Source organism: Pseudomonas sp. P1_A1 (genome assembly GCF_056406935.1).
In genome coordinates this window covers 429,213-445,081 of sequence record NZ_JBFTZE010000001.1, presented here as the reverse complement: position 1 = coordinate 445,081, position 15,869 = coordinate 429,213, and the positions used below count along the sequence as shown (strand labels likewise).

At 57.3% G+C, this 15,869-nt stretch carries 12 protein-coding genes and 5 tRNA genes; 13 read left to right on the top strand and 4 right to left on the bottom strand.

Translation table 11 applies throughout. The features are described from left to right. Positions 1–7 precede the first annotated feature (7 nt). A complete protein-coding gene (locus AC1D2Q_RS02080; protein WP_253421288.1) occupies positions 8–232 on the top strand; it encodes a hypothetical protein in 225 nt (74 codons plus the stop codon). A gap of 58 nt (positions 233–290) precedes the next feature. Here the strand turns inward: AC1D2Q_RS02080 and pbpG are convergent, their stop codons facing one another. Both pbpG and folD read right to left on the bottom strand, forming a co-directional pair. Beyond that, a complete protein-coding gene (gene pbpG, locus AC1D2Q_RS02075) occupies positions 291–1,229 on the bottom strand; it encodes a D-alanyl-D-alanine endopeptidase (protein WP_477812075.1) in 939 nt (312 codons plus the stop codon). Positions 1,230–1,490: 261 nt separating this feature from the next. Further along, positions 1,491–2,345, bottom strand: a complete 855-nt coding sequence (gene folD / locus AC1D2Q_RS02070; RefSeq protein ID WP_477812074.1) for a bifunctional methylenetetrahydrofolate dehydrogenase/methenyltetrahydrofolate cyclohydrolase FolD — start codon at positions 2,343–2,345, stop codon at positions 1,491–1,493. A gap of 275 nt (positions 2,346–2,620) precedes the next feature. Here folD and AC1D2Q_RS02065 point away from each other — a divergent pair. The 12 genes from AC1D2Q_RS02065 (at position 2,621) to AC1D2Q_RS02010 (ending at position 13,223) form a co-directional block, all read left to right on the top strand. After that, positions 2,621–2,697 (top strand) — tRNA-Arg (locus AC1D2Q_RS02065). Positions 2,698–2,729: 32 nt separating this feature from the next. Beyond that, positions 2,730–2,805 (top strand) — tRNA-His (locus AC1D2Q_RS02060). A 57-nt stretch (positions 2,806–2,862) separates the two neighbouring features. Beyond that, positions 2,863–2,947 (top strand) — tRNA-Leu (locus AC1D2Q_RS02055). Positions 2,948–3,025: 78 nt separating this feature from the next. After that, positions 3,026–3,101: transfer RNA gene (locus AC1D2Q_RS02050), tRNA-His, on the top strand. Positions 3,102–3,501: 400 nt separating this feature from the next. Continuing rightward, positions 3,502–4,812 (top strand): trigger factor, encoded by a 1,311-nt coding sequence (gene tig, locus AC1D2Q_RS02045; protein ID WP_477812073.1) that lies wholly within the window; start codon positions 3,502–3,504, stop codon positions 4,810–4,812. Positions 4,813–4,905: 93 nt separating this feature from the next. Beyond that, positions 4,906–5,544, top strand: coding sequence for an ATP-dependent Clp endopeptidase proteolytic subunit ClpP (gene clpP, locus AC1D2Q_RS02040; RefSeq protein WP_018925423.1), 639 nt, complete (start codon positions 4,906–4,908; stop codon positions 5,542–5,544). A 106-nt stretch (positions 5,545–5,650) separates the two neighbouring features. After that, positions 5,651–6,934 (top strand): ATP-dependent Clp protease ATP-binding subunit ClpX, encoded by a 1,284-nt coding sequence (gene clpX, locus AC1D2Q_RS02035; RefSeq protein ID WP_018925424.1) that lies wholly within the window; start codon positions 5,651–5,653, stop codon positions 6,932–6,934. 232 nt (positions 6,935–7,166) lie between these two features. After that, positions 7,167–9,563 carry an endopeptidase La gene (gene lon / locus AC1D2Q_RS02030; protein ID WP_007940400.1) on the top strand — a complete coding sequence of 799 codons (2,397 nt, stop codon included), beginning with the start codon at positions 7,167–7,169 and terminating at the stop codon, positions 9,561–9,563. Positions 9,564–9,713: 150 nt separating this feature from the next. Then, positions 9,714–9,986 carry an HU family DNA-binding protein gene (locus AC1D2Q_RS02025; protein WP_002552737.1) on the top strand — a complete coding sequence of 91 codons (273 nt, stop codon included), beginning with the start codon at positions 9,714–9,716 and terminating at the stop codon, positions 9,984–9,986. A 53-nt stretch (positions 9,987–10,039) separates the two neighbouring features. Further along, a tRNA-Asp gene (locus AC1D2Q_RS02020) sits at positions 10,040–10,116 on the top strand. A gap of 102 nt (positions 10,117–10,218) precedes the next feature. Beyond that, the gene (locus tag AC1D2Q_RS02015; RefSeq protein WP_477812072.1) at positions 10,219–12,090 is read left to right on the top strand and encodes a SurA N-terminal domain-containing protein; all 1,872 of its coding nucleotides are present in this window, start codon (positions 10,219–10,221) and stop codon (positions 12,088–12,090) included. A gap of 278 nt (positions 12,091–12,368) precedes the next feature. Beyond that, positions 12,369–13,223: a DUF2242 domain-containing protein gene (locus tag AC1D2Q_RS02010; protein ID WP_477812071.1), complete on the top strand. Its 855-nt coding sequence runs from the start codon at positions 12,369–12,371 to the stop codon at positions 13,221–13,223. A gap of 291 nt (positions 13,224–13,514) precedes the next feature. On the opposite strand, the gene AC1D2Q_RS02005 is transcribed toward AC1D2Q_RS02010, so the two are convergent. Both AC1D2Q_RS02005 and AC1D2Q_RS02000 read right to left on the bottom strand, forming a co-directional pair. Further along, positions 13,515–14,600, bottom strand: a complete 1,086-nt coding sequence (locus tag AC1D2Q_RS02005; protein ID WP_477812070.1) for an AraC family transcriptional regulator — start codon at positions 14,598–14,600, stop codon at positions 13,515–13,517. A gap of 3 nt (positions 14,601–14,603) precedes the next feature. Continuing rightward, positions 14,604–15,734: a carbon-nitrogen hydrolase family protein gene (locus AC1D2Q_RS02000; protein ID WP_477812069.1), complete on the bottom strand. Its 1,131-nt coding sequence runs from the start codon at positions 15,732–15,734 to the stop codon at positions 14,604–14,606. Positions 15,735–15,869: the final 135 nt, after the last annotated feature.

The window sequence follows — 15,869 nt, the reverse complement described above, 5'->3', positions numbered from 1 at the left end:
GGTGCATATGTCTACCGATTCGAGCTTCGACGACAAACATTCGGACCCTCCCGAAAGCGTTCCAACAACCCCCGAGGCGGACCTGGACCCGGTGATGGATCCGGACAGCCCGCTAAGGGATCCCTTGGCCAGGCCGACCGTGGTGCCGACGAAGCATCCGCAGGGCTGGCGAGACCCGAGTGCCGGGGATGGCATTCCGGATGACGATCAGATGCCGTTGCCCAATGATTGACCGCCGGACAAAAAAAGCCCCGAATATTCGGGGCTTTTCATTTACGGATGTTTCGACCTTATTTTGAGGCTTCAATCACACCGCTCTGGCGATGCTTGAGGTTCTTGTCTGACTTGTATTGCAGGGCGACGGACGGCACGTTGGTGCTCTTGCCGGTTTCAACCCAGCTACGAATCCGGGTCGCATCGGCAAAGTGCGTGTACTTGCCGAAGGCATCGAGAATCACCAGCGCAACCGGACGGTTGCCCATGCTGGTCACCAGCACCAGGCAGTGACCGGCCTGGTTGGTAAACCCGGTTTTCGTCAGTTTGATGTCCCAGTTCGGCTTGTTGATCAAGTGGTCGGTATTGTGGAAACCCAGGCTGTAGTTGGGTTTACGGAATGTAACGGTTTTTTCCTTGGTCGTGCTCAGCTCGGTCAAGAGCGGGTACTTGTGCGCGGCGATCAGCAGTTTGCTCAGGTCGCGGGCGGTGGACACATTGCGGGGGGACAGGCCCGTCGGTTCGACGAAGTGGGTGCTGGTCATGCCCAGCGCCTTGGCTTTGGCGTTCATGGCGGCAATGAATGCGACGTAACCGCCCGGATAGTGATGCGCCAAGGTTGCGGCGGCACGGTTTTCCGATGACATCAGGGCGATCAGCAGCATCTCGCGGCGCGTCAATTCGCTTTGGAGTTTGACTCGGGAGAACACGCCTTTCATTTCCGGGGTGTCGCTGATGTTGACGGGAATATATTCGTCCATGTTCTGCCGCGCTTCTACGACCACCAGGCCGGTCATCAGTTTGCTGACAGACGCGATGGGTACGACGACGTCAGGATTGCTGGCATAGATGACTTTGTTGGTTTGCAGATCCATCAGCAAAGCGCTGCCGGACGCGATCTTCAGTTGTGAATTGTCTCGTGGTGCCGCGGTGGTTTCAGCGGCGTTGACCGTTGGCGTGATGAAAGTCCCTGTAACTGCAAAAACTAGGCTCAGGATGGAAAGACGGATTTTCACGCTGGCAGACTCATAAAGGGTGGATATGCCGTTCTGTAACGGGCTGTTTCTTAAAAACGACGCATTTTAGGAGTATGTGCCAGGAAAGCCATAGGCGCCTGTAAGACGGGGGGTAAAAGTGAAGAATATTTAATGCTGTAACTCTTTCTTTACTGTTTTGCTTTGCAGTTGTCCGACCTCTGTGAGCGAGCTGTTTGCTACAGGCAAAAAGAACCCCGCGATGGGCGGGGTACTTTTGGGTGCAGCAGGGTGAGAGTGAACTCAGCTGTGCAGTGTTTCGGCGGCGTACAACGTGTTTTCCAGCAGGCAGGCGCGGGTCATCGGGCCGACGCCGCCCGGTACCGGAGTGATCCAGCCGGCACGGGCCAGGGCGGATTCGTAAGTCACGTCGCCGACCAGTTTGCCGTCTTCCTGACGGTTGATGCCGACGTCGATCACGATCGCGCCTTCCTTGATCCACTCACCTTTGACCAGGCCCGGCTTGCCGGCGGCAACCACTACCAGATCGGCGCGACCGACGTGGCCGGCCAGATCCTTGGTGAAGCGGTGGGTGACAGTCACGGTGCACCCGGCCAGCAGCAGTTCCATCGCCATCGGACGACCAACAATGTTGGAAGCCCCGACAATGACTGCGTCCATCCCGTAAAGATTGACGCCGGTGCTTTCCAGCAGCGTCATGATGCCTTTGGGCGTGCACGGGCGCAGCAGCGGAATGCGCTGGGCCAGACGACCGACGTTATAAGGGTGGAAACCGTCGACGTCCTTGTCGGGACGAATGCGCTCCAGCAATTTGGAGGCATCCAGGTGTTCAGGTAGAGGCAGCTGAAGCAGAACGCCGTCGATTGCCGGGTCGTCGTTCAGGCGATCGATCAGATCGGTCAGTGCTGCTTGAGTGGTGTCGGCAGGCAGGTCATAGGCTTGGGATAGGAAGCCGACCTCTTCACAGTCTTTACGCTTGTGCGAGACATAAACCTGAGAGGCAGGATCGCTGCCGACCAGGATCACCGCGAGGCCGGGCGTGCGCAGGCCTTGCTGGCGACGCTCGGCGACTCGTTGGGCGATCTGCTGGCGCAGGCTGGCGGCGATCGATTTGCCGTCGATTAGTTGTGCAGTCATTGCGCGTGATTAACCATCGAGAGGGGAAAAAAAGAGAGCGCATTCTCGCATGTCATGAGGTGAGGGCAAAGGCGCTTGGTCTGCAAATTCCCCTAACTCCTTTAATTAAATGAATTTTTTTCAAAAAGGATTTGACGACCTTCAGGGGGCTCTATACTATTCGTCGCACTTGTCGGGCACAGCCTAGCACTGGTTAAGAAGGTCGAGCGGAGTTACGGTTTCGCAAGACTGAAAAGCACTTAGTTTGTAGTCCTTCAAGGGTACAGATTAACAAGGCGCCCGTAGCTCAGCTGGATAGAGCATCCGCCTTCTAAGCGGATGGTCGCAGGTTCGAGTCCTGCCGGGTGCGCCATTAGGCAGCATTGGCACAAGTAGCGCGATATGGTGGGCGTAGCTCAGTTGGTAGAGCACGGGATTGTGACTCCCGTTGTCGTGGGTTCGATCCCCATCGTCCACCCCATATTTCGAAAGGCGCCAGATTAATAATCTGGCGCCTTTGCTTTAACAGCTTCAACCCGCGGATGTGGTGGAATTGGTAGACACACTGGATTTAGGTTCCAGCGCCGCGAGGCGTAAGAGTTCGAGTCTCTTCATCCGCACCAAATAAAGCTTCACTCATGCCGCTTGGCGTGATTGAGGTTCAACAAAGAAGTTGTTTGGCTTCTTTGTCACGCAATATGGTGGGCGTAGCTCAGTTGGTAGAGCACGGGATTGTGACTCCCGTTGTCGTGGGTTCGATCCCCATCGTCCACCCCATATTCAGAAAGGCGCCAGATTTAACAGTCTGGCGCCTTTTTTGTTTCAGTGGATTGAGTGTCGACGGCTGCAGGTTGTGGGCCGCAGGGGCAGGTCGCTTCGTCGTATTTATGTTTCTCGATGATGCCCGATTTGCCCGCCGATCCCCTCGCGGGGTTGGCTGTCAGGGACGGATTGCCGATTCCTTCTATATATAGGAAGGTGGGTGCAGAGCCCTGGCTTGATTGGTTGTATTTGCTAACAGGGCGAGGCACAACCGTTTGTCCCCGCCTATAAATTGCCTGCTGTTTTTTTACCCGTTTTCAGTAGGGTGACTTCTTGAGTTTGACCCACTAGAATGCATGCCCTTGATTCTGGGGTCGGAAACGGCCGGCTAACGTCTGTGCAACGAGGAATATCCATGCAAGTTTCTGTTGAAAATACTTCTGCTCTTGAGCGCCGCATGAGCATCACCGTGCCGGCTGAGCGCATCGAGACTCAGGTCAACAAGCGTCTGCAGCAGACTGCCCAAAAGGCCAAGATCGCTGGCTTCCGTCCAGGCAAAGTGCCAATGAGCGTGATCCGTCAGCGTTTCGGGGCTGATGCGCGTCAAGAAGCCGTGGGCGACGTGATCCAGTCTTCCTTCTACGAAGCTGTCGTCGAGCAGAAGCTGAACCCGGCTGGTTCGCCTTCGATCGAACCTAAAACCCTGGAAGCGGGCAAGGACCTGGAATACGTTGCTGTATTCGAAGTGTTCCCTGAGTTCACCGTTGCCGGCTTCGAAGGCATCACCGTCGAGCGCCTGAGCGCCGAAGTGGCTGACGCCGATCTGGACAAGATGCTGGAAGTCCTGCGCAAGCAGAACACCCGTTTTGAAGTGGCCAATCGCGCTGCCCAGAACGAAGACCAGCTGAATATCGATTTCGTCGGCAAGGTCGACGGTGAAGTGTTCGCAGGCGGTTCTGCCAAAGGTACTCAGCTGGTGCTGGGCTCCGGCCGCATGATCCCTGGTTTCGAAGAGGGTCTGGTTGGCGCTAAAGCCGGCGAAGAGCGCGTTCTGAACCTGACCTTCCCAGAGGACTACCAGAACCTCGACCTGGCAGGCAAAACTGCTGAGTTCACCGTGACCGTGAACACCGTTTCCGAGCCTAAACTGCCAGAGCTGACCGAAGAGTTCTTCGCTCAATTCGGCATCAAGGAAACCGGTCTGGAAGGCTTCCGCACCGAAGTTCGCAAGAACATGGAGCGCGAACTGCGTCAGGCGATCAAATCCAAGGTCAAGAATCAGGTGATGGACGGTCTGCTGGCCACCAACCCGATCGAAGTGCCTAAGGCTCTGCTGTCCAACGAAGTCGACCGTCTGCGCGTGCAGGCTGTTCAGCAGTTCGGTGGCAACATCAAGCCTGACCAACTGCCGGCCGAGCTGTTCGAAGAGCAAGCCAAGCGCCGCGTAGTGCTGGGTCTGATCGTGGCTGAAGTGGTCAAGCAATTCGACCTCAAGCCTGACGAAGCCCGCGTTCGCGAGATGATTCAGGAAATGGCTTCGGCCTACCAAGAGCCTGAGCAGGTTGTGTCCTGGTACTACAAGAACGACCAGCAACTGAACGAAGTCCGTTCGGTTGTGCTGGAAGAGCAAGTTGTGGATACTGTTCTGCAGAAAGCTAGCGTGACCGACAAATCGGTCTCTTACGAAGAAGCGGTCAAGCCGGTAGAAGCTCCAAAAGCCGACTGATTGGTTTTGCGGTAAGAAGTACACACCATAAGCCAGCCTTCGTGCTGGCTTATGCGTATTCAAGACATAACTATTTGGGAGTGACTGCGAGACATGTCCCGCAATTCTTATTATCAGAGCTCTGACATCCAGGCCGCAGGCGGTCTGGTCCCGATGGTTATCGAGCAGTCTGCCCGTGGCGAACGTGCCTATGACATCTACTCGCGCCTGTTGAAGGAACGAGTGATCTTCCTGGTGGGTCCGGTAGAAGACTACATGGCCAACCTGGTTGCGGCGCAACTGCTGTTCCTTGAAGCGGAAAACCCGGACAAGGACATCCATCTTTACATCAACTCACCAGGCGGTTCGGTGACTGCGGGCATGTCGATCTACGACACCATGCAGTTCATCAAGCCAGACGTTTCCACCACCTGCATCGGTCAGGCCTGCAGCATGGGTGCCTTCCTGCTTGCCGGTGGTGCTGCCGGCAAGCGTTTCTGCCTGCCGAACTCGCGCATGATGATTCACCAGCCGTTGGGCGGCTTCCAGGGTCAGGCGTCGGATATCGACATCCATGCCAAGGAAATCCTCCACATTCGTTCGCGTCTGAACCAGCTGTTGGCTCATCACACCGGTCAGAGCCTCGAAACCATCGAGCGCGATACCGAACGCGACAACTTCATGAGCGCTGAGCGTGCGGCTGAATATGGCCTGATCGACTCCGTGATCGACAAGCGTAAAATGCCCGCCTAAGCAGCCCAAATGTAGGTGGTCGGGGTAACTGACCGCCTGCGGGCTTGAAAAAGCCTGCAATTGCCTTCATCTTGTGTTGCAAGCCTATCGGATTTGGATCGATCGAATGACTGACACCCGCAACGGCGAGGACAACGGCAAACTGCTCTATTGCTCCTTCTGTGGCAAAAGCCAGCATGAAGTACGCAAATTGATTGCCGGCCCCTCGGTCTTTATCTGCGACGAGTGCGTCGACCTGTGCAATGACATCATCCGTGAGGAGGTGCAGGAAGCCCAGGCCGAAAGCAGCGCGCATAAATTGCCTTCGCCTAAAGAAATCAGCGGCATCCTTGATCAGTACGTGATTGGTCAGGAACGTGCGAAAAAGGTTCTGGCCGTAGCGGTGTACAACCACTACAAGCGTCTGAACCAGCGCGACAAAAAGAATGACGACGTCGAACTCGGCAAAAGCAACATCTTGCTGATCGGCCCGACAGGCTCGGGTAAAACCCTGCTTGCCGAAACTCTGGCCCGCTTGCTGAACGTTCCGTTCACCATCGCCGACGCAACCACCCTCACCGAGGCGGGTTATGTGGGTGAAGATGTCGAGAACATCATTCAGAAGCTGCTGCAGAAGTGCGATTACGACGTAGAAAAGGCTCAGATGGGCATTGTCTACATCGATGAGATCGACAAGATCTCGCGCAAGTCTGACAACCCGTCGATCACCCGGGACGTTTCCGGTGAAGGCGTGCAGCAGGCCCTGCTCAAGTTGATCGAAGGTACGGTCGCTTCCGTTCCGCCTCAAGGTGGTCGCAAGCATCCGCAGCAGGAATTCCTTCAGGTCGACACCCGTAACATCCTGTTCATCTGCGGTGGTGCATTCTCCGGTCTGGAAAAGGTTATTCAAAACCGTTCCACCCGTGGCGGCATCGGCTTCAACGCAGAAGTGCGCAGCAAGGAAGAAGGCAAGAAAGTTGGTGAGTCCCTGCGTGAAGTCGAGCCTGACGATCTGGTCAAGTTCGGTCTGATCCCGGAATTCGTCGGTCGTCTGCCGGTACTTGCCACGCTGGACGAGCTTGATGAGGCTGCGCTGATGCAGATTCTCACCGAGCCGAAAAATGCTCTGACCAAGCAGTATGCCAAGCTGTTCGAGATGGAAGGCGTGGACCTGGAATTCCGGGCCGACGCGCTGAAATCGGTCGCCAAACGTGCCCTGGAACGCAAAACCGGTGCCCGTGGCCTGCGCTCGATTCTCGAAGGTGTATTGCTCGACACTATGTATGAAATCCCCTCGCAGTCCGAGGTGAGTAAAGTAGTGATCGACGAAAGCGTTATAGAAGGCAAGTCCAAGCCGCTGTATCTCTATGAGAACAGTGAGCCGACTGCCAAGGCAGCGCCAGACGCTTAAGCGTCACACTGCTGGAATAAAGAAGGGGCCTTCGGGCCCCTTTGCTATTGTGGGAGACGGGGCAGCTAACCTGATTTTCTGGATGCGCCGGGATAAGCGCAGGCGCTACCGTAAGCCCTGATTTTTTAAGTGATTCTTTTATCCGCTTGTTTTTTTTGAAAACAGCCCCCATCTTGGTTTCAAGCTTACTTCCATCTGTTTACGGCCTTATGGCCGCCGTAGAGGCGAAATCATGAAGACGACCATCGAATTGCCTCTCTTGCCATTGCGTGATGTCGTGGTTTATCCGCACATGGTTATCCCGCTGTTCGTGGGGCGCGAGAAATCCATCGAAGCTCTCGAGGCAGCGATGACGGGCGACAAGCAGATCCTTCTGCTGGCTCAGCGGAATCCTGCTGATGACGATCCCGGTGAAGAAGCACTTTATCGCGTAGGCACCATTGCTACCGTTCTGCAGCTGCTCAAGCTGCCTGACGGCACCGTCAAGGTTCTTGTCGAAGGTGAGCAGCGGGGCGCCGTGGAGCGCTTCAGCGAAGTCGACGGCCACTGCCGTGCCGAAGTCTCGCTGATCGACGAAACCGAAGCGCCTGAGCGCGAATCGGAAGTGTTTGTCCGCAGCCTGCTGGCTCAGTTCGAACAATATGTGCAGCTGGGCAAGAAAGTCCCCGCTGAAGTCCTGTCGTCGCTCAACAGCATCGACGAGCCGGGCCGCCTGGTCGACACCATGGCCGCACACATGGCCCTGAAGATCGAGCAGAAGCAGGAAATCCTCGAAATCATCGATTTGTCGGCCCGGGTCGAGCACGTTCTGGCGTTGCTGGATGCCGAGATCGATCTGCTGCAGGTCGAAAAACGCATTCGCGGCCGCGTTAAGAAGCAAATGGAGCGCAGCCAGCGTGAGTACTACCTGAATGAGCAGATGAAGGCCATTCAGAAAGAACTGGGCGACAGCGACGAAGGCCACAACGAAATCGAAGAGCTGAAGAAGCGCATCGATGCCGCCGGTCTGCCGAAAGACGCGTTGGCCAAGGCTCAGGCCGAGCTGAACAAGCTGAAGCAAATGTCGCCAATGTCCGCGGAAGCGACCGTGGTGCGTTCGTACATCGACTGGCTGGTTCAAGTGCCATGGAAAGCCCAGAGCAAAGTGCGCCTGGACCTGGCCCGGGCCGAAGACATTCTCGACGCCGACCACTACGGTCTGGAAGAAGTCAAAGAGCGGATCCTCGAATACCTTGCCGTGCAGAAGCGCGTGAAGAAGATTCGTGGTCCGGTATTGTGCCTGGTCGGTCCTCCAGGGGTAGGTAAAACCTCTCTGGCTGAGTCGATTGCGCATGCCACCAACCGCAAGTTCGTCCGCATGGCCCTCGGTGGCGTGCGTGATGAGGCGGAAATTCGTGGTCATCGCCGGACTTATATCGGTTCGATGCCAGGAAGATTGATTCAAAAGATGACAAAGGTGGGCGTCCGCAACCCGCTGTTCCTGCTCGATGAAATCGACAAAATGGGCAGCGACATGCGTGGCGATCCGGCGTCGGCGTTGCTGGAAGTGCTCGACCCCGAGCAGAACCACAACTTCAACGATCACTATCTGGAAGTCGACTACGACTTGTCCGATGTGATGTTCCTGTGCACCTCCAACTCGATGAATATTCCACCGGCGCTGCTGGACCGGATGGAAGTGATTCGTCTGCCGGGTTACACCGAAGACGAGAAGATCAACATCGCCGTCAAATACCTTTCGCCCAAGCAGATTGCTGCCAACGGCCTGAAGAAAGGCGAGCTGGAATTCGACGCCGAAGCGATCCGCGACATCATTCGCTACTACACCCGCGAAGCCGGTGTACGTGGGCTGGAGCGCCAGATTGCCAAGGTTTGCCGCAAGGCGGTCAAAGAGCATGCTCTGGAAAAACGCTTCTCGGTGAAGGTAACTGCCGAGATGCTGGAACACTTCCTGGGCGTGCGTAAATTCCGTTACGGCCTGGCTGAACAGCAGGATCAGATCGGTCAGGTCACCGGCCTGGCGTGGACCCAGGTGGGCGGCGAATTGCTGACCATCGAAGCCGCAGTCGTGCCGGGTAAAGGCCAATTGATCAAGACCGGTTCTCTGGGTGACGTGATGGTCGAATCGATCACCGCAGCCCTGACCGTTGTCCGCAGCCGCGCGAAGAGCCTGGGGATTCCCCTGGACTTCCACGAGAAGCGCGACACGCATATCCACATGCCTGAAGGGGCGACCCCGAAAGACGGCCCTAGCGCCGGTGTAGGCATGTGCACGGCCCTGGTGTCGGCATTGACTGGCATTCCTGTAAGAGCGGACGTCGCCATGACTGGCGAAATCACCTTGCGTGGTCAGGTGCTGGCGATCGGTGGTTTGAAGGAAAAACTGCTGGCTGCTCACCGTGGCGGAATCAAGACGGTGATCATTCCTGAAGAGAACGTACGCGATCTGAAGGAAATTCCTGACAACATCAAGCAAGATCTACAGATTAAACCCGTTAAATGGATTGACGAGGTCCTGCAAATTGCGCTGCAATACGCGCCGGAACCCTTACCGGATGTGGTTCCGGAGATCGTTGCAAAGGATGACAAACGCGAGTCTGACTCTAAGGAAAGAATTAGCACGCATTAGTACGCATTTGCCTGGGGGGCTTCCTTGACAGTTTTTTAGAGCCCTTGTTATAAAGCGGCTCTTAAGTGTCTGTAGGCCATTCAGCACTCGTTTTTTTGCTTTCACCAAAAAACTTAGAATCAAACTCAAATAGATATAAGGGGACTTAGAGTGAACAAGTCGGAACTGATTGATGCTATCGCTGCATCCGCTGATATCCCGAAAGCTGCTGCTGGCCGTGCGCTGGACGCTGTAATCGAATCCGTCACTGGCGCTCTCAAGGCTGGTGATTCTGTTGTTCTGGTTGGTTTCGGTACTTTCTCCGTGACTGATCGTCCAGCTCGCATCGGTCGTAACCCACAGACCGGTAAGACGCTGGAAATCGCAGCAGCCAAAAAACCAGGTTTCAAAGCCGGTAAAGCACTGAAAGAAGCTGTCAACTAAGTTCGATTCAGGTTTTTGCCTATCCGGGTCGGGGTCATTCCTGACTTGGCAGCGGAGCGGTAGTTCAGTCGGTTAGAATACCGGCCTGTCACGCCGGGGGTCGCGGGTTCGAGTCCCGTCCGCTCCGCCAGTTACGAGAAGGCGCATCCTCGGATGCGCCTTTCTTCTATCCGGATTCTACCCACGCTCCACGGTTGCCTAATTTTGAAGTTCAACCGTTTCTGGGGGACGCATGCTGCAGAATATCAGGGACAATTCACAAGGCTGGATTGCCAAGACCATTATCGGGGTCATCGTTGCACTGATGGCTTTGACCGGTTTCGACGCCATTTTTCGGGCCACGACGCACAAAAATGAAGCGGCCAAGGTTAACGGCGAAGAAATCAGCCAGAACGAGCTGAGCCAGGCGGTCGATATGCAACGCCGTCAGCTCATGCAACAGCTGGGCAAGGATTTCGATGCTTCCTTGCTCGACGAAAAAATGCTGCGCGAGGCGGCCCTCAAAGGCCTGATCGATCGCAAGCTGCTGCTGCAAGGCGCAGAAAAATCGAAATTCGCTTTCTCCGAAGCCGCTTTGGATCAGGTGATCCTGCAAACGCCTGAGTTCCAGGTGAACGGCAAGTTCAGCCCCGAGCGTTTCGACCAGGTGATCCGTCAACTGGGCTACAGCCGTCTGCAATTCCGTCAGATGCTGGCTCAGGAAATGCTGATCGGTCAGCTGCGCGCTGGCCTGGCCGGTAGCGGTTTCGTCACCGATGCACAGGTGTTGGCCTTCGCCCGTCTGGAAAAACAGACCCGCGATTTCGCCACCGTGAACATCAAGGCAGACCCGGCGGCAGTGAAACTGACCGACGATGAGGTCAAGGCCTACTACGACGAACACGCCAAGGAGTTCATGTCGCCGGATCAGGTGGTCATCGATTACCTTGAATTGAAAAAGGCATCCTTCTTCGATCAGGTCAGCGTCAAGGACGAAGACTTGCAAGCGGCGTATCAGAAAGAAACCGCGAACCTGTCCGAGCAACGCCGGGCTGCGCACATTCTGATCGAAGTGAACGACAAGGTGACCGAGGCGCAAGCCAAGGCCAAGATCGAAGAAGTTCAGGCGCGCCTGGCCAAAGGCGAGAGTTTCGAGGCGCTGGCCAAGGAGTTCTCCCAGGATCCAGGTTCGGCGAACAACGGCGGTGACCTCGGTTTTGCCGGTCCGGGCGTCTACGATCCAGCGTTTGAAAAAGCCCTGTATTCGTTGGCCAAGGATCAGGTCTCAGAGCCGGTTCGCACTGACTTCGGTTTCCACCTGATCAAGCTGTTGGGTGTCGAAGCGCCTGAAGTGCCAACGTTCGCCAGCCTGAAAGACAAGCTGACCCGCGAGTTGAAAACCCAGCAGGTCGAGCAGCGTTTCGTCGAAGCGACCAAGCAATTGGAAGACTCCTCGTTCGAGTCCTCTGATCTGGCCCAGCCGGCACAAGACCTGAAGCTGACCGTCCACACGTCCGCGCCATTCGGCCGTGAAGGTGGCGAAGGCGTTGCGGCCAATCGTGCCGTGGTGACCGCTGCATTCAGTCCTGAAGTGCTGGATGAGGGTGCCAACAGCACCGCCATCGAGCTGGACCCGGAAACCGTGATCGTGCTGCGCGCCAAGGAGCACCGCAAGCCTGAGCAACTGCCGCTGGAAAGCGTGGCTGCCAGCATCCGCGTGCAATTGACCAAGGAGCACGCCAGTGCCGCCGCCAAGACCAAGGCCGATCAACTGATCGCCAGCTTGCGTGATGGCAAGACTGCACTGGACAAGGCGATCGATGGTCAGAACTGGAAAGTCACCGCAACCGCGACTCGCGCTCAGGAAGGGGTCGACCCAGCCGTGCTGCAAGCGTTGTTCCGCATGCCCAAGCCAGTCTCCAAGGACAAGCCGACCTTCAGCAGCGTGACCCTGGCCGATGGTAGCCTGGTGGTCGTGCGTCTGAACGGCGTGAATGAAGGCGCTGCGCCGACCGAAGAAGAGAAGGCTCAATACCGTCGCTTCCTCGCCTCGCGCATTGGCCAGCAAGACTTCGCGGCCTACCGCAAGCTGCTGGAGCGTGAGGCTGAGATCAAGCGTTTCTGATGCCTGACTGAGTTTTGCGCGACACAAAGGACCCCAGCCGAAAGGTTGGGGTTTTTTGTGGGTGACACGAAAAGGTCGCAGCCTGCGGCAGCTCCTACAGAGGAACCCGACCCCTGTAGGAGCTGCCGCAGGCTTCGATCTTTGATTTTTGCTCCGTCGGGACTTTCTCCTGATATCACGGTCAATGAGTCTGTAGCCGTTTTTAGACACAATCGATACTCCGCTAAGCATCGATCTGTTGCACAATACGCCCCGAACCGTTTTCCTCAGGATGTTCAATGTTTAAATCAATTCCCATGCGTGTTGTCGGGCTGGCCTTGGTGCTGGCCGCCGCTGCCGGTTGTTCGTCGAAGAAAGCCGCCGTTTATGAGCATGAGAACTTCGACGACTCCGGGACGTTTTCGCGCAGCTACCCGGTGACCGATGCGCAGACCTGCGAGGCCGCCCGTCGGGCATTGCTCAGCCAGGGTTACATCATCACCAGCAGCGATCCGAAACTGATCAGTGGGCACAAGAGCTTCCAGCAGACCGGCGAAACCCATATGGAGATCAGTTTCAATGTGGTCTGTGCCGATGACGGCAGCGAGGGGCACCATGCGACCGTGTTCGCCAATGCCCTGCAGGACCGTTATGCGCTGAAAAAGACCAACAACTCCGCCAGCCTCGGCGTCGGCGTGTTGGGCTCGGTATCGATGCCGATCGGCTCGTCTGACGACTCGATGGTCAAGGTCGCCAGTGAAACTGTGTCCTCGGCCAAGTTCTACGAGCGTTTCTTTACTCTGGTCGAGTTGTTCCTTCCGCCGGAAGCGAAGAAGGCAGCGCACATCGTCGAGAAACCGAAAACAGATCTGGGTGTGCCTGAACCCAAGGCTGCGCCGGCTCAGTTGGCGCCGACTCCAGCCCCGGCGGCAGAACCTGCTCCAGCGCCGGCAGCCACACCGACGCCTGCACCTGCCGAAACCGCTCCAGCCGCTTCGGAGCCTGTTGTGCCGCCTGCTGAAACAGCGCCGATTACCCCGACCAAGAGCACCGAGCCGACGTCGTCCACGGAAACGGTCACTCCAGTAGCGGACTCGAGCACGCTGCCGCCGCCGACCGAGCCGATTTCGGCGATGCCTGTCTCCGGCCAGTAATGGGCTTGCTTGTTATGGGGGCGGGTCAGACGATACCGCTCCCGTAACGTCTTTCAAGACTGATCCACATCAAGTCGGGCTGTATTCCCACAGCCCGTATCGAAAAATCCAGTGATAAATTCCTGACCACCTGCTACGTTTTATTCAGTAGCGACGTAGTGTCGTGCCCGCGTCATTTTTCTTTCATGCGGGCACTTTATGCTCAAAGCGTTGGTCATTTATTCAAGCGATTTTTTCAACAAGCGATGGGGGTTTAATAATGGACGATTATCAAGAAGAACTGCTCGAGTATCAGGCCTTTGAACTGGACCCGCTGGAGCCGGCCGAAGACGCTACCGAACTGTAATTGCGATGACTGCGGCGAAACTCGCCGGGCGTCTGGCCGTTCCAGCGTTTGAAGGCGCGCTGAAAGGCTTCGGCTGAGGCAAACCCCAGAAGATAAGCGATTTCGCCGAACGCCAGTTCAGTGTCGCGGATGTAGGTCATGGCCAGGTCGCGGCGTGTATCGTTGAGAATTGCACGAAATTGCGTGCCTTCCTCGGCGAGTTTGCGGCGCAAGGTCCAGGTTGGCAGCTTCAGGCGTGCCGCCACTTCTTCCAGGTCGGGTTCCCGGCCACCATTGAGCAACGGGCCCAGCAACTGAGTGATGCGTTCACGCAGGCTGCGGGTGCGTGTCAGTTGCTCAAGTTCCCGTTCACACAGTTGCAGCAGGTGCCGCCAGGTGCTCGGGCAGTGCTCCGGGTTGCGCTGGGCGAGGCTGTCCAGGCTCAGGCGCAGTTGATTCTGTTCGGCGCCAAACTGAATCGGACAGTCGCCGAGTACGGCATAGGCTTCACGGTAATCCGGCGCGTCAAATTCGATCTCGATTCGTTCGGCGCGCAGCGGGGCAGGGCTCACGCTGGACAATTGCTGCAACCAGCCAGCGATGATCGAATCCACCACGAAGCGGTTGTAGGCGTTATAGGGGCTGATCGAATAGAACCGCAGCCAGGCGCCTTGGGCGTCTTCGTGAAAGCTCGACTGGCCTCGATAGTTGGAGCCGTACAGCGCTTCGAAACGAATCAGGCAGCGCGCCGCTTCGCGCACGGTGGGGGCCTGGGCGGCGGTGACGCCAGCGAGGCCAACCTGGCTCAGGCGACTGAGCTGGCCCATGCGCAAGCCCAGCGCCGGGTCGTCGGTCAGTTGAATGGCGCCGTGGCCCAGGCGCATGTAACGCGGGATTGAGAGGCGGGCGCCGGCTTCGGCCAGTCGCGCGGCGTCGAGGCCGTATTGTTCCAGCAACGGTTGTGGGTCCAGGCCATGACTGCGCACGGCATCGGCCAGGCTATGGACGAAGCCCACCGACAGATCCCCGAGGCGCATCGGCTGCGGTTTCATCGCTTACAACCAGAGGTTCAGCAATTGCGCGCCGCGGGCATCGCCGTCGGCGAAATGCTGCCCGTTGCTGCTGAGGAAGCTTTGACCGGCGCTGCTCTTGTCCCAGAACTGACCGCGCAGGAACACGCTCATGCCGGCGATGCTCTGGCTGGCCGGTGGTTGGGCGATCAGCGTCAGCCGCTGCCAGGCCTGACCTTCACTGAGTTCGCCGGCCTTGAGGCTGACAGAACTCGGTGTGGGCAGGCCTTTATAACCGCGCCACGGTTGATCCCAGGACCCACGCCCGACGACGAACGCCGGGACCGCCACCAGTTGCGCGCCTTGGTTGTCGAGTTTGCGGTAGTTGTCGGGGTACCAGCTGTCACTGCCGATCAGCACGCCGAGGCGTCCTGCCGGGGTGTCGACGACGTTGACCGGATGATCGGAATTGCCTTGGAGCGTGCCGCGTCCAGCGAACGTCGAGTGCACTTGTCGCTGGGGTTGGCCGATTGGCACGCYGTCGCGACCGAACACCACGCTGCTGTTGTACAGCGCGCCGTGACCGATGTGCAGGGTGCCGTCGCTGACGCTTGGCTCGGGCAGCACGATGGAACCGGCCACCAGGGTCACGTGGAATTCTTTCGCCAGGCCACCGAACAGTGCCTGGTAATCCTTGGCCATGCGTTTGGCTTTCATCCGCAAGTGCGCGTCGTCGAGACGGTTGCTGCCTTCGGCACTGATCAGGGCGCGAATGAACTGCAGCGGGTTGCTCACCGCCAGCCAGTTCATGGCCTCCTTGAGGGTGCTGGCCTGGTACAGCTCGTCTTTCTCGCTGCTGACCATCAGCCAGGTGCCGACATGTTCGGGCAGCACAACAATGGTTTTTTCATTCAGCAGGCCCTGGTCCTGGGCTTTCTGCAAGTAGGCCGCGAGCTTGCGGTGCAGGCGTTCGGGGCTTTGATAGTCGGTGGGGAACAGCTCGGGCTGGATGCCCAGCAGATTGCCATGATTGGCGGGCGTGCCCTGATCGACCGCAAGATTGATGCGCAGGTCCGACAGGTAATGACCCACCGGACGGTCCGCGGCCCACATCGCGTAGGTCGTCAGAACGGCGATCAACGCCATGGAGAGGGTCAGGTACAGAAGTTTGCGCATGGAAAACAGTCAGCGGCCGTGTGCAGGGTTCGCGACTAGGGTAGGGCCCATGCCTGCGCTTGCCAAGGGGCGTTGCGCATTTGGATCAATAAGTTGTCAGTTACGGTCATTGAGTGACAGCAGTGCGACTCTTAG

Excerpts from the sequence above, each read along its gene's own strand:
- tig (WP_477812073.1), top strand. The coding sequence starts at position 3,502 with ATGCAAGTTTCTGTTGAAAATACTTCTGCTCTTGAGCGCCGCATGAGC.
- clpP (WP_018925423.1), top strand. The coding sequence starts at position 4,906 with ATGTCCCGCAATTCTTATTATCAGAGCTCTGACATCCAGGCCGCAGGC.
- AC1D2Q_RS02080 (WP_253421288.1), top strand. The coding sequence starts at position 8 with ATGTCTACCGATTCGAGCTTCGACGACAAACATTCGGACCCTCCCGAA.
- AC1D2Q_RS02005 (WP_477812070.1), bottom strand. The coding sequence starts at position 14,600 with ATGAAACCGCAGCCGATGCGCCTCGGGGATCTGTCGGTGGGCTTCGTC.
- AC1D2Q_RS02015 (WP_477812072.1), top strand. The coding sequence starts at position 10,219 with ATGCTGCAGAATATCAGGGACAATTCACAAGGCTGGATTGCCAAGACC.
- folD (WP_477812074.1), bottom strand. The coding sequence starts at position 2,345 with ATGACTGCACAACTAATCGACGGCAAATCGATCGCCGCCAGCCTGCGC.
- AC1D2Q_RS02010 (WP_477812071.1), top strand. The coding sequence starts at position 12,369 with ATGTTTAAATCAATTCCCATGCGTGTTGTCGGGCTGGCCTTGGTGCTG.
- clpX (WP_018925424.1), top strand. The coding sequence starts at position 5,651 with ATGACTGACACCCGCAACGGCGAGGACAACGGCAAACTGCTCTATTGC.
- lon (WP_007940400.1), top strand. The coding sequence starts at position 7,167 with ATGAAGACGACCATCGAATTGCCTCTCTTGCCATTGCGTGATGTCGTG.